We start from the raw sequence: 19,731 nt of genomic DNA on the forward strand, positions 1-19,731 counted from the left end.
GGCCTAGAGGCGCATTTGGCCAAGGCATGACAACCTGTCTTGACTTGCTTGGGATAGCGCATTTTGAGGAGCGGACCGGGGGGGTCCGCCTCGTGTCTGCGTTGCACAATCGGCCTTGATCAAAAACACGCCAAACCAGGCGGACAGGGGAGCCCATGAACACACCGAGCCACTTGCAGGCGCAAGCGTCGCCAAGCCGCGACTTTGCCGAGCACCACATGCACACCATCCTGGCCCGCTTGGCCGGGCCAGCTGCACTGCCGCGAGCCGATCAGGTGGACGCCGTGCACGCCGTGTTGCAACCCGCCTCGCGCGTGTTGGTGGTGCAGGCCACAGGCTGGGGCAAGTCGGCGGTGTATTGGGCGGCCACCCATGCCATTCGCAGCACGGGCGCTGGCCCCACGTTGGTGGTGTCGCCCTTGTTGGCGCTCATGCGCGACCAGGTGTCGGCAGCCGAACGTGCGGGTTTGAAGGCGGCCACGGTCAACTCCACCAATGTGGACGATTGGGACGAGGTGTTTGCACAACTCGATGCCGATGCGATCGATGTGCTGCTGGTTTCGCCCGAGCGCTTGGGCAACCCCCGTTTTGCGGCGAGGCTGGGGGCTTTGTTGGCCCGCGTGGGCCTGATCGTGATCGACGAGGCGCATTGCATCAGCGATTGGGGCTTTGATTTTCGGCCCGACTACCAGCGCTTGGCGCGGGCGCTGCTGTCAACCCCCACGGCCAGCGTGTTGGCCACCACGGCCACCGCCAATGAGCGCGTCACGCTCGACATAGGCGCTCAATTGCAAGCGCAATCGGGCGTCAGCACGGTGACTTTTCGCGGCACGCTGGCCCGCACATCGCTCACGTTGTCGGTGGTGCCGGGCTTGACGCCTTTGCAGCGCTACGCCTGGATCGCCGATGCGCTGGCGCAGTTGCCCGGCTCGGGCATTGTGTATGTGTTGACGGTTGCTGAGGCCGAGCGGCTCACAGCGTTTTTGCGCAGCTGCGGCTTCGCGGTCGATGCCTATACCGGGCAGATCGATGCCGACACCCGTCTCCAAGTGGAAGACCGTTTGCGCCACAACCAGGTCAAGGCGGTGGTGGCCACTTCGGCGCTGGGCATGGGCTATGACAAGCCCGACTTGGGCTTTTGCGTGCATGTGGGCTCGCCATCGACCCCGGTGGCTTATTACCAGCAGGTGGGGCGGGCAGGGCGTGCGGTGGCGCATGCCGAAGGGGTGTTGCTGCCGTCGGATGCAGACGAGCGCATCTGGGATTACTTTGCCACCGCCTCGATCCCCGACCCCCAAACGGCGGCCAAAGTGCTGCAAAGCTTGGATGGCGATGGCCGCAGCCTGATCGAGATCGAAGCCGACACGGGCGTGCGCCGAGGCAGGCTCGAGGCGCTTTTGAAAATTTTGGCGGTCGAGGGCGTGGTCGACAAAGACGGTTCCGCCTGGCGGGCCACGGGTGTGCCTTATGTGCATGACAGCGCCAAATGGTCGGCGCTGGCCCAAGTGCGCCAGCAAGAGGCGGACATCATGCGCCAGTACGCGCACGGCCAAGGCTGCTTGATGGCGTATTTGCAGACCGCGCTGGACGACCCATCACCCGCGCCGTGTGGCCGCTGCTCGGTGTGCACGGGGCATTTGCCGTATCCGGGGCTGGCCCCTTCGCCAGAAAAATTGCTCGCCGCCCGCGACTTTTTGCGGGGCATGGACGTGGACATCGAACCGCGCAAACGCTGGCCCGCCGGGGTAGGGCGCAAAGGCGCGATTCGGGGCTTTGACCTTGGGCGTGCCGTGGCTTTTGCCGACGATCCGGGCTGGGTCGCCGAATTGCAGGCTTTGCGCCAAGCTGCGCCGGGTGAAGTGCCTGACGAGTTGCTGGCCGGGGCGGTGGCCATGCTGGGGCGCTGGGCCAAAACTTGGCCGGCACGCCCGGTGTGCGTGGTGCCACTGCCTGCAACCGACATGGCGGGCAACCGCCGCTTGGCCGCACACATTGCCCAAAAGGGGCGCTTGTTGTTGCAAGACGGTTTCAGCTGGACGGGTGGGCCAGCGCCAGACGATGCGGCGTCCACGCCCGTGGTGGCGCATCTGGAGTCGGCCATTCGCTGGGCGGGGGACGCGGCCATACCCGCCGGACCGGTGCTGCTGGTGGCCACCGATGTTCGAAGCCGCTGGACGGCTACCGTGGCGGCAGCCCTTTTGCGCGAGCAGGGCGTCAGCCAGGTGCTGCTGCTGGCTTTGCATTTGCGGCCCTGATGGTGGTTTCTGTCACATGCGGCCTCGGTTGCGGACTTGAAGGTGCCGAACTCCTGTACACCTTGGTGCATGATCAGCACAAATTTTTTTGTAATTTCACAATGACCGACGACACCCAAGATACGCCCCTGCTCCAGGAACCTCGCCTTTGGCAAAATGAAAAATGGACGGCCAAGATCATCAAAAACGACGATGACGACGGTTGGGCGGTGGCCATGTACAAGGATGGCGAGTCCGAGGCGGCGCTGATTGGCCCGTGGACCATGGGGCGCGACAAAAAGAACCCTAAACCGCTGGATGGCAACGCCTTCATCACACTGGTGAAAACGGCCAGCGAATTTGTGCGCCGCAGTGAGCAACAGCTGCACGCCCAGTTGCACCAATCTGTGACGGTGAACGGCCAAGGGCCGAAGATGGGCCGCGTGACGGTGTTGCTGGACATCGTGCCCGACGAGGACAGCCCCTACGCGACGCTGACTGCGCAGGACGAAGGCGGTGACGTTTTGGCAGAAATCAAGGTCGAGGCCGGTTTCAAACTCAACCGCCAAAGTGCCCAAGCTTGGGTCGATGCCGACTTTGCCAAACCGGGCACCCTTAAAACAAGGCACTTGTCGTGAATCCGCAAAGTTATATTCTCGGTAAAGACGCCCCGCTGGAAGCCACCATTCAGACCATGCAGGCCAAGCTGCAAGCGTTGGGCTTTCACATCGAAGAGAAAAGCTGGCTCAACCCGGTCGATGGCATTTGGTCGGTGCACATTCGCGACCGCGATTGCCCGATCTTGTTCACCAACGGCAAGGGCGCGACGCGTCTGGCTTGTCTGGCCAGCGCGTTGGGCGAGTTTTTTGAGCGCCTGTCGACCAATTATTTCTGGACCCATTACTACCTCGGCCCACAGGTCGCCCATCACGACTTTGTGCATTACCCGCAAGAGCGCTGGTTTGACTTGCCCGAAGACGGTGTCTGGCCGCAGGGCATCCTGAACAAAGAGCTGCACGCCTTCTACAACCCCGACAGCACCATCCCGGCCCGCAGCTTGGTCGAGTTCAATTCGGGCAACGACGAGCGCGGGATTTGCACCATTCCCTACGTGCGCCAGCGCGACGGCAGCACGGCCTATATTCCGGTCAACATCATTGGCAACCTGTATGTGAGCAACGGCATGTCGGCGGGCAACACCGCGCCCGAGGCCCGCACGCAAGCGCTGTCAGAGGTGTTTGAGCGCTACATCAAGGGCAAGATCATCAGCGAGGGCATTTGCCTGCCCGACGTGCCCGAAGCGGTCATCAAGCGTTACCCGCGCATCGCCGCCGGCATTGCCGCATTGCGGGCGGCGGGCTTCGGCATCTTGGTCAAGGACGCTTCGCTGGGTGGGCAATACCCGGTCATGAACGTGACCTTGCTGCACCCCGAAGACCAAGGTTGTTTTGCCAGTTTTGGGGCGCATCCGCGCTTTGAAGTGGCGCTGGAGCGGGCGCTGACCGAGTTGTTGCAAGGCCGGGCGCTGGACACGCTCAAGGGCTTTCCGCCGCCCACGTTTGACCTGGAAGAGGCAGCCAGTGCGACCAACATCGAGATCCATTTTGTGGACTCGAGTGGCGTGATCCACTGGGATTTTTTGAGCGAAATTCCGGACCATGTGTTTGTGGACTGGAACTTTGCCACCACCACGGCGCAGGATTACGAGTGGTCGGTCAACAAAATCCACCAAGAAGGTTTTGACATTTACATCGCGGACTTTGAGCATTTGGGGGTTTACGGCTGCCGCATTCTGGTGCCCGGCATGTCCGAGATTTACCCGGTGGACGATCTGGATTTTGAGAACAACAGCATCGCCAACCCGATGCGCGAGGCGATCTTGAACCTGACCGATCTGGACGACGAAGAGTGCGAAGATTTGCTGGCCAGCCTGAACGAGTCCAGCCTGGCCGATCAGCGCCCGGTGGCGGCGGTCATTGGCATGGTGGCCGATGTGGGCTCGTTTTGGGCCGACTTGCGCGTGGGCGAACTCAAGACCCTGCTGGCGCTGGCCTCGGGCAACGAGGAAGCCACGCTGGAAGGCTGCGAGTGGATTCGCCACTTTGACCAAATCAGCCCGCAGCGCCAGGCTGTTTACGCCTGTGTCGAGACCCTGATTCAGCTTTCAGACGGCGGCAATACGGGCCCTTATTTGACCGCTTTGCGCCAGCTGTACGGCGCGGCTGCCGTGGGCCAGGCACAAGCCTTGATTGCGCAGACCGACCGATTTATGGGCATTTCGGCACCCGGCTTGCAGATGGACGGTTGTGCGATGCACCAGAAACTGCTGACGGCGTATGGAAAGGTGCAAGCGCTGAAGGCGCAGGCCTTTGAGCGCTGAGAGTGCCCTCTTAAACCCCGAGACTTTGCAACTGCACCAGACCTTTTGGGGTCTGAAGTGTGGCCACCAGGTTGGCCGCGCCAGTCTCGATGGCCAGGCCTTCGAGGCCAAGAGATTCATAAGCGGCTTGCAGTTTGGCCGCGCTGGGGTGGCTCACGGCCAGACTTTGCAGGGTCACGCCCGAGCGTGGCAAGCTGTTGCGCGGGTGCAGGCGCAGCGGCTCGGTGGCATCGGGCTTGCCCCACTGAATCAGGGTGGGCATGCAGCCGTCAAATAGCCGCTCACCGTCCTCGCGCACGGTGATTTGCCAGTTGAGCGTGCCTTTGCTCGATTTGCGGCTGGCATGCACCACCTGGCCGCGTTCGATGCCTTGGGTGCGCAACACATGCCGGGCCGCCTTGACATCGTCGGTGCTTGCCACAAAGTGAACCAGGCGTGGCTGCTCTGCCACTGCTTTTTGCAAGGCTTTGTTGTCCATGTCAAACCAGCGCGGTACTTGCGAACGTTTGGGAATGACCGCTGCCGGGTTGATGGCGATGATTTCAAAGTAAGCCAAGGGGAATTTGGGCGAAGCGATTTTGAACAGGCGGTTGTGTGTGCCGTATTTTTCGTGTTCGCCGCCTGGGCCTGGCGTGATGCCGAGTGTTTCTTCGCACCATTGCACGCCCGCATCGAGCGTTGAGGCCATCACCACCAGGTGATCAATTTGTGTTTTCATTTTTTGTGGGGTTGGGGGTTTCTTTGAGCATAACGGATGCCCGCCCTGCCTCCTGCGACAATCACGGCCATTACAGAATGGAATGCCGATATGTTGTTGGATGCAGATGAGAGCCAATTGGTGCTGGTGGATTTCCAGGCCCGTTTGAAACCCGTGATGCTGGACGCCGATGCGGTCTGGGCCAATGCCGCCCGCTTGGCCACCTTGGCTCAAGCGCTTGCGGTGCCTACTTGGGGCACCGAGCAAAACCCGTCACGACTGGGTGAGATGCCGCCCGAAATCCGCAGCCACTGCCGTCAAGTGCTGGCCAAGATGCAGTTCAGCGCGGTGGAGGAGGGCTTGGGCGAATGGCTGCAGCCCGAACCCGTGCAGGCCCCGCGTGGCAATGCCCGCAGCTTGCCGCGCCACTTGCAAAAGCCCCAAGCCGGTGCTGAAGAGCGCAAAACCATCGTGCTGGCGGGTTGCGAAGCCCACATTTGCCTGATGCAGACCGCGCTCGATCTGCTCGAAGACGAGTTCGAGGTTTGGGTCGTGACCGACGCCTGCAGCTCGCGCACCGAACGCAACCGCGATGCGGCGTATGACCGTTTGGCCGGGGCTGGGGCTGAGCTGGTGACCGCCGAGATGGTGGCTTTTGAGTGGGTCCGCACCGCCGAGCACCCCGACTTCAAGCTGCTGCAAAGCCTGTTCAAGTGATCCTTGCAGCGCAGGCCGGTTTCCTGGACTGAAACCTGCCGTGCGCTGAGGCTTGCGTGGCCTAAAGTCAGCTTGTTGCAAGTCCTCTGCCCATAATTATGAATTCAGAAGAGCGGTGACCGGCTTGCGGCGCACCCTCCCGGAATTCAATTTGCAGGCATTCAGGAGACTTTCATGGGCAGCTTTGCTGACTTTCACGCACGTTCAATCAACGACCGCGACGCCTTCTGGGCCGAGCAGGCCAAACGGGTGGACTGGAAAGTCCAGCCGCAGCAAATCTGCGACTACAGCAACCCGCCGTTTGCCAAATGGTTTGTGGGTGGTGAAACCAACCTGTGCCACAACGCGGTAGACCGTCACTTGGCCGAGCGTGCCGATCAGCCTGCCCTGATCTTTGTCTCGACCGAAACCGATCAGGAAAAAACCTACACCTACCGCGACCTGCACGCCGAGGTGCAGCGCATGGCGGCGATTCTGAAAGACCTGGGTGTCGTCAAGGGCGACCGCGTGCTGATTTACATGCCCATGATCGCGGAAGCGGCGTTTGCCATGCTGGCCTGCGCCCGTCTGGGGGCCATTCACTCGGTGGTGTTTGGCGGTTTTGCCTCGCACTCGCTGGCCACCCGCATCGAAGACGCTTCGCCCAAAGTCATCATCAGCGCCGATGCCGGTTCGCGTGGCGGCAAAGGCGTGCCTTACAAGCCACTGCTGGATGAAGCCATCAAGCTATCGGCCCACAAGCCCGCCAACGTGATCATGGTCGACCGCAAGCTGGTGGCGTTTGCCCCTGTGGCTGGCCGTGATGTGGATTACGCCACCGAGCGTGCCAAGCACATGGACACGGTGGTGCCTTGCGAGTGGGTTGAATCCACGCACCCCAGTTACACCTTGTACACATCGGGCACGACCGGCAAGCCCAAAGGCGTGCAGCGCGACACGGGTGGCTACACCGTGGCACTGGCCTCCAGCATTCCTCACATTTACCAGGGCAAGCCCGGCGGCACGTTCTTCTGCACCAGCGACATCGGCTGGGTGGTGGGGCACAGCTACATCATTTACGGCCCGCTGATTGGCGGCATGGCCACCATCATGTACGAAGGCCTGCCCATCCGACCCGACGGCGGTATCTGGTGGAGCCTGGTCGAGAAGTACAAGGTCAACGTCATGTTCAGCGCGCCCACGGCCATCCGTGTGCTCAAAAAGCAAGACCCCGCGCTGCTGACCAAATACGATTTGTCCAGCCTGCAAGCGCTGTTCTTGGCCGGTGAGCCGCTTGACGAGCCCACCGCCAAGTGGATTTCTGAAGGCCTGAACGGCAAGGCCATCATTGACAACTACTGGCAGACCGAAACCGGTTGGCCGATTTTGACGATTTGCAATGGCGTCGAAAAAGCCGCGAGCAAGTTTGGCTCGCCCGGCAAGGCCGTTTATGGCTACAACGTCAAGCTGGTCGACGATCAGACTGGCGAAGAGTTGACCGGCGCCAATCAAAAGGGCGTGTTGACCATCGAAGGCCCACTGCCACCGGGCAACTTGCAAACCATTTGGGGCGACGACGAGCGTTTCGTCAAAACCTACTGGAAAACCGTGCCGGGCAAACTGGTTTACAGCACCTTTGACTGGGCGGTGCGGGACGAAGATGGCTACTTCTTCATCTTGGGCCGTACCGACGACGTGATCAACGTCGCGGGTCACCGCCTGGGCACCCGCGAGATCGAAGAGAGCATTTCCAGCCACTCCAACATCGCTGAAGTGGCGGTGGTCGGTGTGGCTGATCAGCTCAAGGGCCAAGTGGCCATGGCTTTTGCCATTGCCAAGGACACTTCGGGCTTGACGGACGCCGCAGCACGCAAGGCGCTCGAAGCCGAAGTGATGAAAGTGGTGGACTCGCAACTGGGCGCGGTGGCCCGGCCTTCGCGGGTGCTGTTTGTCACGGCTTTGCCCAAGACCCGCAGTGGCAAATTGTTGCGCCGCGCGATTCAGGCAGTGGCCGAAGGCCGCGATCCTGGTGATCTGACCACGATGGACGATCCTGCTGCCTTGCAGCAGATCGTGGATCTGATCAAAGCGTGATGACACAGGACCTCGCCGTTGGCGGGGTCTTTTTTCATCCATGCTTCTTGAACCTGTAAGTTAGACATCGGACAAGCCATGGCACAATGCGCGCTGTACTCAGGCCCTTCCCCTGCCACAGTCGCATCCGCCAACCGGTTCAGCCGTGTCGCGGAAGGTAAATCTCAACCAACTAATGTTTCCCCGAGGGAAACGGAGGTCAGCGAAATATGAGCGAGACAAATTCCGTCTACTCTGCCTACTCAGGCAATACCCATCTCTTCGGGGGCAACACCCCCTATGTCGAAGAGATGTATGAAAACTATTTGGCCAATCCAGGCAGCGTGCCCGACTCGTGGCGCGAATACTTCGATGCCCTCCAGCACGTTCCTGCAGTGGACGGCTCCAACGCCAAAGACGTTCCCCATTTGCCCGTCATCAACGCTTTTGCCGAACGCGCCAAAGCCGGCGGCACCAAAGTGGTCATGGCCAGTGAAAACGTCGAAATGGGCCGCAAGCGCACCGCTGTTCAGCAGCTGATCGCCGCTTACCGCAACGTGGGCCAGCGCTGGGCTGACCTCGACCCGCTCAAGCGCACCGAGCGCCCCAACATCCCTGATCTCGACCCCGCTTTCTACGGCTTCTCTGACGCCGACCAGGAAACCGTGTTCGACACCAGCAACACCTTTTTCGGCAAAAACAACATGTCTTTGCGCGAGCTGCTCAATGCGCTGCGCGAGACTTATTGCGGCACGCTGGGTGCTGAGTACATGTACACCACCGAGCAGGCTGAAAAGCGCTGGTGGCAGCAAAAGCTCGAAAGCATCCGCAGCAAGCCGAGCTTTGGCGCTGACAAGAAAAAACAGATCCTCGACCGCTTGACAGCAGCCGAAGGTCTGGAGCGTTATTTGCACACCAAATACGTCGGCCAAAAGCGTTTCTCGCTCGAAGGTGGCGAAAGCTTCATTGCCGCCATGGACGAGTTGATCCAGTCCGCCGGTGCTCAGGGCGTGCAGGAAGTCGTGATTGGCATGGCCCACCGTGGCCGTTTGAACGTGCTGGTCAACACCATGGGCAAATTGCCTGCGGACCTGTTTGCCGAGTTCGACCACACCGCCCCCGAAGACCTGCCTGCCGGTGACGTGAAATACCACCAGGGCTTCAGCTCGGACGTGAACACCGTGGGTGGCCCCGTCCATCTGTCGCTGGCGTTCAACCCCTCGCACCTGGAAATCGTCAACCCCGTGGTTGAGGGTTCGGTGCGTGCCCGCATGGACCGCCGTGATGACCCGCTGGGCAAGCAAGTGCTGCCCGTGTTGGTGCACGGTGACTCGGCCTTCGGCGGTCAAGGTGTGAACCAGGAAACTCTGGCCTTGGCCCAAACCCGTGGTTACTCCACAGGCGGCACGGTCCACATCATCATCAACAACCAGATCGGTTTCACCACCTCTGACCCCCGCGACATGCGTTCCAGCGTGTTCTGCACCGACATCGTCAAGATGGTCGAAGCACCTGTGCTGCACGTCAACGCGGACGATCCAGAGACGGTCGTGCTGGCCACGCAATTGGCGCTGGAATACCGCATGACATTCCAGAAAGATGTCGTGTTGGACGTGGTGTGTTTCCGCAAACTGGGCCACAACGAGCAGGACACACCTGCCTTGACCCAGCCGCTGATGTACAAAAAGATCGCCAGCCATCCGGGTACGCGCAAGTTGTTTGCAGACAAGCTGTCTGCACAAGGCTTGGGCGAGACCATTGGCGACGACATGGCCAAGGCCTACCGTGCGGCATTGGACGCTGGCAAAAACACGACCGAACCTGTTCTGACCAACTTCAAGACCAAGTTCACCGTGGACTGGGCGCCTTACATGGGCAAGAAGTGGACCGACGCGGGTGACACCTCCATCCCCTTGGCCGACTGGAAGCGTTTGGCCGAGAAGATCACCACCATTCCTGAATCGGTCACACCGCACCAATTGGTCAAGAAGGTCTATGACGACCGCGCAGCCATGGGCCGTGGCGACACACCTGTGGACTGGGGCATGGGCGAGCACATGGCTTTCGCATCGTTGGTGGCCAGCGGCTACCCCGTGCGTTTGTCAGGCGAAGACTGTGGCCGTGGCACGTTCACGCACCGCCATGCCGTGATTCACGACCAAAAGCGTGAAAAGTGGGACACAGGCACTTACGTTGCACTGCAAAACGTTTCTGACAAGCAGGCGCCGTTTGTCGTCATCGACTCGATCCTGTCCGAAGAAGCCGTGCTGGGTTTTGAGTACGGTTATGCCTCGAACGACCCCAGCACTTTGGTGATCTGGGAAGCGCAGTTTGGCGATTTTGCCAACGGCGCACAGGTCGTGATCGACCAGTTCATCGCTTCTGGCGAAGTCAAATGGGGCCGTGTCAACGGCCTGACCTTGATGCTGCCACACGGCTACGAAGGCCAAGGCCCTGAGCACAGCTCGGCACGCGTTGAGCGCTTCATGCAGCTGGCTGCCGACACCAACATGCAGATCGTGCAGCCGACCACGGCCAGCCAGATCTTCCATGTGCTGCGTCGCCAAATGGTGCGCGACATCCGCAAGCCACTGGTCATCTTCACGCCCAAGTCGCTGCTGCGCAACAAGGACGCCACTTCGCCGGTGTCCGAGTTCACCAAAGGCAGCTTCCAGACCGTGATCCCTGAGAACAAGCCGCTCAAAGCCGACAAGGTCAAGCGCGTGATCGCTTGCTCGGGCAAGGTGTACTACGACCTGGTCAAACAGCGTGAAGCCAAAGGCGCTGACGACACCGCCATCATCCGCGTGGAACAGCTCTATCCCTTCCCACACAAAGCCTTCGCGGCCGAGATCAAGAAGTACCCCAACGCCACCGACATCGTGTGGTGCCAGGACGAGCCACAAAACCAGGGTGCCTGGTTCTTCATCCAGCACAACATCCACGAGAACATGCTCGAAGGTCAAAAACTGGGCTATGCCGGTCGCGCAGCGTCTGCATCGCCAGCGGTGGGTTATTCACACCTGCACCAAGACCAACAAAAAGCACTGATCGAAGCGGCCTTCTCGAAGCTCAAGGGCTTCGTGCTGACCAAGTGATCTTCCAGAACAACCTTGCGTTTAACCTTTAAAGAGAATTCAAAATGGCTATCGTAGAAGTCAAAGTACCCCAACTGTCCGAGTCCGTGGCCGAGGCCACCATGCTGCAGTGGAAAAAGAAAGTCGGCGAAGCTGTTGCTGCTGACGAAATCCTGATCGAAATCGAAACCGACAAAGTCGTGCTCGAAGTGCCTGCACCTGCTGCTGGCGTGATCTGTGAAATCCTTGTCGCTGACGGTGGCACCGTCGCGGCTGAGCAACTGATTGCCCGCATCGACACCGAAGGCAAAGCAGGCGCCAGCGCTGCACCAGCCGCCGCCGCTCCGGCCGCAGCCCCCGCTGCTGCTGCTGCTGTGGCCGCTGCCCCAGCCACGGGTGGCAACATGGCTGGCGTGGCCATGCCCGCTGCCGCCAAGCTGATGGCTGACAACAACCTGGCTGCTGGCTCGGTTGCCGGTTCCGGCAAAGATGGCCGCGTCACCAAGGGTGATGTGTTGTCTGCCGTGGTCGGTGGCGTCAAGTCAACCGCCGCTGTGATCCCCACAGGTGCACCGACCAAGGTGTTGGCCCAAGTGGCAGCCCCCACCGTGGCATTGGGCGATCGCCCAGAGCAGCGCGTGCCCATGACCCGTTTGCGTGCCCGCGTGGCCGAGCGTTTGTTGCAATCGCAATCGACCAACGCCATCTTGACCACCTTCAACGAAATCAACATGGCCCCGGTCATGGACATGCGCAAGCGCATGCAAGATCGTTTCGAGAAGGAACACGGCGTCAAGCTGGGTTTCATGAGCTTCTTCGTCAAGGCCGCAGTGCACGCCCTGAAGAAATTCCCCGTGCTCAACGCCTCGGTGGACGGCAACGACATCGTTTACCACGGCTACTTCGACATCGGTATCGCGGTCGGTTCGCCACGCGGTTTGGTGGTGCCTATCTTGCGCAACGCCGACCAAATGAGCTTTGCCGACATCGAGAAGAAGATTGCCGAGTTCGGCGTCAAAGCCCGTGACGGCAAACTGGGCATCGAAGAAATGACCGGCGGCACCTTCTCCATCTCCAACGGTGGCACCTTCGGCTCGATGATGTCCACCCCCATCATCAACCCACCCCAGTCGGCCATTTTGGGCGTTCACGCCACCAAAGACCGTGCCATGGTGGAAAACGGCCAAGTCGTGGTTCGCCCCATGAACTACTTCGCGATGTCTTACGACCACCGCATCATCGACGGCCGTGAAGCCGTGCTGGGCTTGGTGGCCATGAAGGAGGCGCTGGAAGACCCAGCCCGCCTGCTGTTCGACATTTGATTCCCTTGTTTTGAATGCCCCCTGCCTAGGGGGCGTTTTTCATCCAGAAGACCTATCCCATGAGCAAACAATTCGACGTCGTTGTCATCGGCGGTGGCCCCGGTGGCTACATTGCAGCCATTCGTGCTGCGCAACTCGGTTTCCAAGTCGCCTGTATCGACGAGTGGAAAAACGCAGCTGGTGGCCCAGCGCCTGGTGGCACCTGCACCAACGTGGGTTGCATCCCCTCCAAGGCCTTGCTGCAGTCCAGCGAGCACTTTGACCACGCCAATCACCACTTCGCAGAGCACGGCATCAGCGCCAAAGACGTGAAGATGGACGTGGCCAAGATGATTGCCCGCAAGGACAACGTCGTGAAGCAAAACAACGACGGCATTTTGTACCTGTTGAAGAAAAACAAGGTCACCTTCTTCCATGGTCGCGGCAGCTTCGCGGGTCAAGCCGAAGGCGCTTACACCATCAACGTGGCCGGCAAGACCGAAGAGGCCATCACGGCCAAGCAAGTCATCATCGCCACCGGCTCCAATGCACGCGCTTTGCCCGGCACGCCGTTTGACGAAGTCAATGTGCTGTCCAACGACGGTGCTTTGCGCGTGGGCACTGTGCCCAAAAAGCTGGCCCTGATCGGCTCCGGCGTGATTGGTCTGGAAATGGGCTCGGTCTGGCGTCGTTTGGGCTCTGAAGTCACCATCCTCGAAGGTCTGCCGACTTTCTTGGGCGCGGTGGACGAGCAAATCGCCAAAGAAGCCAAAAAGGCTTTCGACAAGCAAGGCCTGAAGATCGAACTCGGCGTCAAAGTCGGCGAGATCGTCAACAGCAAAAAGGGCGTGACCGTCAATTACACCAACGCCAAAGGCGAAGCTGTGGTGCTGGACGCTGACAAGTTGATCATTTCAATTGGCCGAGTGCCCAACACCATCGGCTTGAACACCGAGGCTGTGGGCCTGCAGCTGGACGAGCGCGGCGCGATTGTGGTGGACGGCGACTGCAAAACCAACTTGCCTGGCGTTTGGGCAGTGGGCGATGTGGTGCGTGGCCCGATGCTGGCGCACAAAGCCGAAGAAGAGGGCGTTGCCGTGGCCGAGCGCATTGCTGGCCAGCACGGGCATGTCAACTTCAACACCATCCCCTGGGTCATCTACACGAGTCCCGAGATCGCTTGGGTGGGCCGTACAGAGCAGCAACTCAAGGCCGACGGTGTGGCGTACAAGGCGGGTTCGTTCCCGTTTCTGGCCAATGGCCGTGCACGCGCTTTGGGCGATACGACCGGCATGGTGAAAATGCTGGCCGACGCCACAACCGACGAGATTTTGGGCGTTCACATTGTGGGCCCGATGGCATCTGAGTTGATTGCCGAAGCCGTGGTGGCCATGGAATTCCGCGCCAGCGCAGAAGACATTGCCCGCATCTGCCACGCACACCCGTCCTTGAGCGAGTCGACCAAAGAAGCGGCTTTGGCCGTTGACAAGCGCACACTGAACTTCTGAGCCCATGACGCGTCCTGAACTGCGGTTTGGGGCGAGTTGGGTTAAAGTTCTGCATCCCTGAAAACCCGGGCTTCGTCCCGGGTTTTGTTTTTGAATCGAAGAGCAAGTCACCCATGTCCGTTCGTGCCGTTTACGAAGAAGAACTCCAAAAGCGGGGCTATCAAAGTGACCCCGCGCAGTTGCGGGCCATCGAAGCGCTGGAGCGCTGCGCCAGCGAATGGGCCGCCTACAAATCCAAGCGTTCGGGTTTGCTGGGCAAGTTCCTCAGCCGCCCGGAAATCCCCAAAGGGGTTTACATGTTTGGTGGCGTTGGCCGCGGCAAAAGCTTCTTGATGGACTGCTTTTTTGCGGCGGTGCCCATCCAGCGCAAAACCCGTTTGCATTTCCACGAGTTCATGCGCGAAGTGCACCGCGAACTCACGGCCATTCAGGGCACGGTGAATCCGCTGGACGAATTGGGCAAGCGCATGGCCAAGCGCTATCGCTTGATCTGCTTTGACGAGTTCCATGTGGCCGACATCACCGACGCCATGATCTTGCACCGCCTGTTGGTGGCGCTGTTCGACAACGGCGTGGGCTTTGTCACCACCTCCAATTTCGAGCCCAATGGCCTGTACCCGGATGGCTTGCACCGCGACCGCATCTTGCCCGCCATTGCTTTGCTGAACCAGCGCATGCAGGTCCTCAACGTGGACAACGGCACCGATTACCGACGTCGCACGCTCGAGATGGTCAAGCTGTACCACACGCCTTTGGGCGAACAGGCCGATGCTGAGATGCACGATGCATTCAACCGCCTGGCCACGGGCCCGGACGAAGATCCGGTGTTGCAGATCGAAGCCCGTCAAATCAATGCCAAGCGCCGCGCGGGCGACGTGGTTTGGTTTGACTTCAAGGCCATTTGCGGCGGTCCGCGTTCGCAAAACGATTACCTCGAAATCGCCACCCAGTACCACACGGTTTTGCTCAGCAACGTGCCGCACATGCCGGTCAGCATGGCATCTGAGGCGCGGCGCTTCACTTGGCTGATCGATGTGCTGTATGACCGCCGCGTCAAGCTGATCATGTCGGCCGCTGTCGCGCCAGAGGCGCTTTACACCTCGGGTCCAATGTCGCATGAGTTTCCGCGTACGGTCTCGCGTTTGCACGAGATGCAGTCCAGCGAATTTCTGGCGCTGGAGCACCGCACTGTGGACACGCACCTCACATGAAACGTTGCCTGTTGGCGGTCTTGGCCGCGTTGAGCACCAGTGGGTTGAGCGCGCAGTCCTTGGTGGGCGTGCCGGAGTTCATCCGTGTGCAGCGCGAAGAGATCGCACAACAGCGTGGGCTGATCATGGCGGTTTACCAGGAAGACGCAAAAGCCTGCTGGCAAAAATTTGCGGTCAACGCCTGTCTCAGTGATGCCCGCAAAAAACGCCGTGCATCACTGGAGCCACTGCGCCAGCAAGACTTGTTGTTGAACGTACAAGAGCGCCAGTGGCGAACCGAGCAGCGCAATTTGCGCCTTGAAGGTAAGCAGCCAGAAAACCGCAGCACACCATGACGACCGACAATTTCGAGGATTTGCGTTCGCCCCAGCGGCAATTGATCGAATGGCAGATAGAACATGCCGACCTTGATGCCTTGATTGACCAAGCTGTTCTTGCCACCCAGCCTTTAGACGAGCTGCTTTTGCGGCGGCTCAAAAAACGCCGCTTGGCTTTGCGCGACCAAATGACCAAATTGCAGTGGATGCTGGACCCCAAGGAGCCGGCTTGAGCTTGCTCGTTCAAAGGGTCTCCGAGACCCTGTCAAGCCATGGTGCCTTGGCGCAGGCTGTGCCCGGGTTTCAACCAAGGGCTGGCCAGACCGACATGGCGATGGCGGTCACCCAGACACTGGAGCAGGGCGGCCAACTGGTGGTTGAAGCCGGCACGGGTGTGGGCAAAACCTATGCTTATCTGGTGCCCGTGTTGTTGAGTGGCCAGCGGGCACTGGTGTCGACGGCGACCAAAGCCTTGCAAGACCAATTGTTTTCCCGTGACATCCCTCGGCTGGTTGAGGTGTTGGGCCTGCCCATTCGGGTGGCCTTGCTCAAGGGGCGTTCCAATTACCTGTGTTTGCATCGCATGGAGCAAGCCCGGCACAGTGCCGAGTCTGCTCAACCGGGGGCGCAGCGCGCACTCGCCAAAATTGAAACCTGGTCGCAGGCCACCCGCACGGGTGATATGGCCGAGCTGACGGGGCTGGACGAGCGTTCGTCCTTGTGGCCCTTGGTCACCTCGACGCGTGACAATTGTTTGGGCTCCAGCTGTCCACGTTACCGGGCCTGCCATGTCAACTTGGCCCGTAAAGAGGCGATGGCGTCGGATGTGGTCGTCATCAACCACCATCTGTTTTTTGCCGACATGGCGGTGCGTGAATCGGGCGTGGCCGAGCTCTTGCCGACAGTGCGTGTCACCGTGTTCGACGAAGCGCACCAGCTCAACGAGATCGGTGTGAATTTTCTGGGCAAGCAGCTGTCAACTGTGCAGTTGCTGGAGTTGTCGCGCGATGTGCTGGCCACGGGTTTGCAATTGGCGCGTGGTTTGGTTGACTGGCATGCGTTGACGGACCGTCTGGAAAAATCTTCCCGTGATTTGCGTCTGGCGGCTGGCATGCACCGGGGCTCGGTCCGTCTGCGATGGACGGAGACCTTGCCCGAAGGTGTCGAAGGGTCTGAGTGGACGCCTGCGCTGCAAAATGTGTTGCAGGCTTTGGCACAGCTGCAAAGCGGGCTCGAAACCGTGGCCGAACTGGCACCGGATTTTCAGCGCTTGCTTGAACGCGCATGCGAGTTGAGTCAAAAGGCAGATTTGTTTTCAAAGGCACCCGATCCCGAAGGCGTTCGCTGGGCAGAAGTCAGCGCTCAACTGCGTTTGGTCGAGTCGCCGCTGGACATCGCGCAGGCTTTTTCTGCTTTGACGAGACCCGTTCAAGCCCCTTTGGTTTTGGACGATGAGGCCAATGACCCTGAATCCATTCAAGCTTTGATGGCAGGTGACCCCCGCCACGGATCTGACCCGCAAGCGCCCCAAGGCAGTGGGGTGGGGCAACGCGCCTGGATTTTCACGTCCGCCACCTTGGGCGATGAGCCCAGCTTGCGCTGGTTCACCGAGCCTTGTGGCTTGACCTCGGCCCAGGTGATGCAGGTCACCAGCCCCTTTGACTACGCCCTGCAAGCCGCACTTTATGTGCCCGACCATTTGCCCAAACCGGGTGATCCAGGCCACGCCGGGCACGTAGCGCAGTTGGTGGTCGAAGCGGTGGAGCTGTTGGGGGGCAGAACGCTGGTGCTCACGACCACCTTGAACGCCATGCGCGCGATCGGCGAGTATTTGCAAACCCGTTTAGACCCGGCAGCAAATGTCGAGGTGCTGGTGCAAGGCCAAAGCCCCAAGCGGCGCTTGATGGAGCGTTTCAGAGAGGGTGCAGGCGACGGCCGTGCGGGTTGTGTGCTGGTCGCTTCTGCCTCGTTTTGGGAAGGGTTTGATGTCCCCGGCGATGCCTTGCAGCTGGTGGTCATCGATAAATTGCCTTTTCCGCCACCCGGAGACCCTTTGTTCGAGGCGAGAAGTCAGCGCGTCACGCGGGAGGGGCGCAGTGCCTTTGCCGATCATGCTTTGCCCGAGGCCGCCGTGGCGCTCAAGCAAGGGGCAGGGCGCTTGATTCGCAGCGAAACAGACCGAGGGGTGTTGGTGGTGTGTGACACGCGTCTGACGACCATGTCGTATGGACGCAGGCTGGTGCGGGGCTTGCCGGAGATGCGCCGCCTGAGCGGGCACGCCGAGTTTTTATCGACTTTGCGTCAATTCACCACAGACGCCACCAGCTAGTCGACTTCTTGACCCCTTCGGCCTTGAGGTAATCGGACTGTGGGAAGTTTTTCTCAAGCACGCGCTTGGCGTCGTCGCGCAAAGCGGTCATGCCCATCGCGCCATAAGAGCTGACCAGAATGCCCAGGGCTTCTTCAACAGCGGGCACGCCCGGGTATTCCGCAATGGCTTGCTGAGCACGGTTCACGGCGGCGACGTGCGCGCCACGGCTGGCGTAGTAACGCGCCACATGAACCTCATAAGCGGCCAGTGCATTCACGATGTGCAGCATGCGCTGGCGTGCTTCGGGGGCGTATTTGGAGGCAGGAAAACGCGTGCTCAACTCTTTGAAAGCCTCGTAAGAGTCTTTCGCCGCTTTTTGGTCACGCTCGGACAAGTCTTGCTTGGTCAGGAACGAAAACATGCCCAGGTTGTCGTTGAAGTTGACCAAGCCTTTGAGGTAGATCGCGTAATCCAAGGCCGGGCTGGCAGGGTGCAAACGGATGAAGCGGTCCAGGGTTGCAACTGCCTGGATTTTGTCGCCTGTTTTGTATTGGGCGTAAGCCTTGTCAATTTGGGCTTGTTGCGCCAGAACGGTGCCTGCAGCACGGCCTTCGAGCTTTTCGTAATAGCCGATGGCCTTGTCCCAAGCGCCTGCGTTGGCTTCGTCACGCGCTTCGCTGTAAATTTTCTCGGGCGTCCAGCCAGCGGTCACATCTTTTTGGGTGTTGGCGCAGCCCGACAGAAACAGGCCCACGGCCAAAGCCAGGCCAGCTGGAACCGTCGATAATCTGAAGCTTCGCATCTGTGACACCCTTGTACTGTTGAACCCCTTGATTATATCGACCGACCCCGAAATGGAAGAGCCCTCTGCCTTGATGGAAGACGGTGAACGCGCGCTGGAGGCTGCGGACGAGGAGGTGCGCACAACCCAGGTGCCCATGACTTTGCACGGCCAGCGACTGGACCGTGCTTTGGCGCAAATGGTGCCCGAGTTTTCGCGCAGTTACTTACAGCAACTCATTGAACAGGGTGACGCACTGATTGACGGGCGCGTGGTGACCAAGGTGTCGACCAAAGTGCGTTTGGGGCATCGGGTTGAGGTCACACTGCGGGCCACGCCCCAGTCGCAGGCTTTTGTGCCCGAAGACATGCCGATCGATGTGGTTTACGAAGATGCCCACCTGCGCGTGATCAACAAGCCTGCTGGTCTGGTGGTGCATCCGGCACCGGGCAACTGGCGCGGCACCTTGCTCAACGGGCTGCTGGCCCTGGACCCACTGGCCTCCGATGTGCCCAGGGCGGGCATTGTCCACCGCTTGGACAAAGACACCAGTGGCTTGATGGTGGTGGCGCGCACGCGCCAGGCCATGGATGCCTTGGTGCAGCAAATAGCGGCCCGTGACGTGCGTCGCCAATATCTGGCCATCGCCCACAAGCCCTGGACGGCACCGTCCCCCATGACTGTCGAGGCCCCCATTGGCCGGGATCCTGCCAACCGCCTGCGCATGGCGGTGGTGGATTTGACATACCAATCGGGCAAAACAGCCGCGACCACGATCGAGGTGCTTGATCAAAATAACCTCGGTTGTCTGGTCCAGTGCACCTTGCACACGGGGCGCACCCATCAGATCCGGGTTCACATGGCCCATGTCGGGCATGCCTTGCTGGCGGATGCCGTTTACGGTGGCGTCAAAGCCGCAGGCATGGAGCGCCAGGCATTGCATGCCTGGCATCTGGCCTTTGTCCATCCGATCACCGGACAATCGATCGATCTGAGGTCTTCCTTGCCCGCCGACATGGCTGACGCACTGGCTCTTTGGGGTCTCAGCTACAATCTGCCCCCTCAGGGAGCTTGAGCCAGATTCACTGGCTCGCGCGAATCCAAGGCTTGGTCAGCGACCAAGCCCCTCCAGAACGGGGCTGTTT

15 protein-coding genes are annotated in these 19,731 nt (G+C 60.2%); 13 read left to right on the forward strand and 2 right to left on the reverse strand.

Translation table 11 applies throughout. The features are described from left to right. Positions 1-155: 155 nt before the first annotated feature. From ACZ5RG_RS05780 to ycaO, 3 genes are all read left to right on the forward strand, one after another. Positions 156-2,255 (forward strand): RecQ family ATP-dependent DNA helicase, encoded by a 2,100-nt coding sequence (locus ACZ5RG_RS05780; RefSeq protein WP_464448007.1) that lies wholly within the window; start codon positions 156-158, stop codon positions 2,253-2,255. Positions 2,256-2,356: 101 nt separating this feature from the next. Beyond that, a complete protein-coding gene (locus tag ACZ5RG_RS05785) occupies positions 2,357-2,872 on the forward strand; it encodes a hypothetical protein (RefSeq protein WP_315235382.1) in 516 nt (171 codons plus the stop codon). After that, positions 2,869-4,614, forward strand: a complete 1,746-nt coding sequence (gene ycaO, locus ACZ5RG_RS05790) for a 30S ribosomal protein S12 methylthiotransferase accessory factor YcaO (RefSeq protein WP_312260099.1) — start codon at positions 2,869-2,871, stop codon at positions 4,612-4,614. Before ACZ5RG_RS05785 ends, ycaO begins: the two co-directional genes overlap by 4 nt. Before the next feature lie 10 nt (positions 4,615-4,624). On the opposite strand, the gene ACZ5RG_RS05795 is transcribed toward ycaO, so the two are convergent. Continuing rightward, on the reverse strand, positions 4,625-5,332 hold the full coding sequence (locus tag ACZ5RG_RS05795) for a VOC family protein (protein ID WP_298603278.1): 708 nt from the start codon (positions 5,330-5,332) through the stop codon (positions 4,625-4,627). Between the two features lie 90 nt (positions 5,333-5,422). On the opposite strand from ACZ5RG_RS05795, the gene ACZ5RG_RS05800 reads away from it, so the two are divergent. The 9 genes from ACZ5RG_RS05800 to ACZ5RG_RS05840 all read left to right on the forward strand — a co-directional run bounded on the left by ACZ5RG_RS05800 (position 5,423) and on the right by ACZ5RG_RS05840 (position 17,823). Continuing rightward, complete coding sequence (locus ACZ5RG_RS05800) at positions 5,423-6,028, forward strand: isochorismatase family protein (protein WP_298603275.1); 606 nt, start codon at positions 5,423-5,425, stop codon at positions 6,026-6,028. Positions 6,029-6,202: 174 nt separating this feature from the next. Continuing rightward, positions 6,203-8,101, forward strand: a complete 1,899-nt coding sequence (locus tag ACZ5RG_RS05805) for a propionate--CoA ligase (protein WP_464448008.1) — start codon at positions 6,203-6,205, stop codon at positions 8,099-8,101. A gap of 209 nt (positions 8,102-8,310) precedes the next feature. Further along, the gene (locus tag ACZ5RG_RS05810; protein ID WP_298603270.1) at positions 8,311-11,178 is read left to right on the forward strand and encodes a 2-oxoglutarate dehydrogenase E1 component; all 2,868 of its coding nucleotides are present in this window, start codon (positions 8,311-8,313) and stop codon (positions 11,176-11,178) included. Between the two features lie 44 nt (positions 11,179-11,222). Then, positions 11,223-12,479 (forward strand): 2-oxoglutarate dehydrogenase complex dihydrolipoyllysine-residue succinyltransferase, encoded by a 1,257-nt coding sequence (gene odhB, locus ACZ5RG_RS05815; protein ID WP_464448009.1) that lies wholly within the window; start codon positions 11,223-11,225, stop codon positions 12,477-12,479. A gap of 59 nt (positions 12,480-12,538) precedes the next feature. Then, entirely contained in the window at positions 12,539-13,966 is a 1,428-nt protein-coding gene (gene lpdA / locus ACZ5RG_RS05820; RefSeq protein WP_312260103.1) for a dihydrolipoyl dehydrogenase, read from the forward strand. Between the two features lie 113 nt (positions 13,967-14,079). Next, the gene (gene zapE / locus ACZ5RG_RS05825) at positions 14,080-15,177 is read left to right on the forward strand and encodes a cell division protein ZapE (RefSeq protein ID WP_312260104.1); all 1,098 of its coding nucleotides are present in this window, start codon (positions 14,080-14,082) and stop codon (positions 15,175-15,177) included. Further along, positions 15,174-15,512: a hypothetical protein gene (locus ACZ5RG_RS05830; RefSeq protein WP_298603258.1), complete on the forward strand. Its 339-nt coding sequence runs from the start codon at positions 15,174-15,176 to the stop codon at positions 15,510-15,512. The genes zapE and ACZ5RG_RS05830 overlap by 4 nt, the downstream gene beginning before the upstream one ends. Further along, on the forward strand, positions 15,509-15,727 hold the full coding sequence (locus ACZ5RG_RS05835; protein ID WP_298603257.1) for a DUF465 domain-containing protein: 219 nt from the start codon (positions 15,509-15,511) through the stop codon (positions 15,725-15,727). The genes ACZ5RG_RS05830 and ACZ5RG_RS05835 overlap by 4 nt, the downstream gene beginning before the upstream one ends. A 95-nt stretch (positions 15,728-15,822) precedes the next feature. Further along, entirely contained in the window at positions 15,823-17,823 is a 2,001-nt protein-coding gene (locus ACZ5RG_RS05840; RefSeq protein WP_298603300.1) for an ATP-dependent DNA helicase, read from the forward strand. Here ACZ5RG_RS05840 and ACZ5RG_RS05845 read toward each other — a convergent pair. After that, positions 17,801-18,607 (reverse strand): outer membrane protein assembly factor BamD, encoded by an 807-nt coding sequence (locus tag ACZ5RG_RS05845; RefSeq protein ID WP_298603254.1) that lies wholly within the window; start codon positions 18,605-18,607, stop codon positions 17,801-17,803. The genes ACZ5RG_RS05840 and ACZ5RG_RS05845 overlap by 23 nt on opposite strands. A gap of 52 nt (positions 18,608-18,659) precedes the next feature. Between ACZ5RG_RS05845 and ACZ5RG_RS05850 the strand changes: the two genes are divergently transcribed. Then, a complete protein-coding gene (locus tag ACZ5RG_RS05850; protein ID WP_464448180.1) occupies positions 18,660-19,661 on the forward strand; it encodes an RluA family pseudouridine synthase in 1,002 nt (333 codons plus the stop codon). The last annotated feature ends 70 nt before the right edge of the window (positions 19,662-19,731 follow it).

The sequence above is a fragment of the Limnohabitans sp. TEGF005 genome, assembly GCF_055394835.1.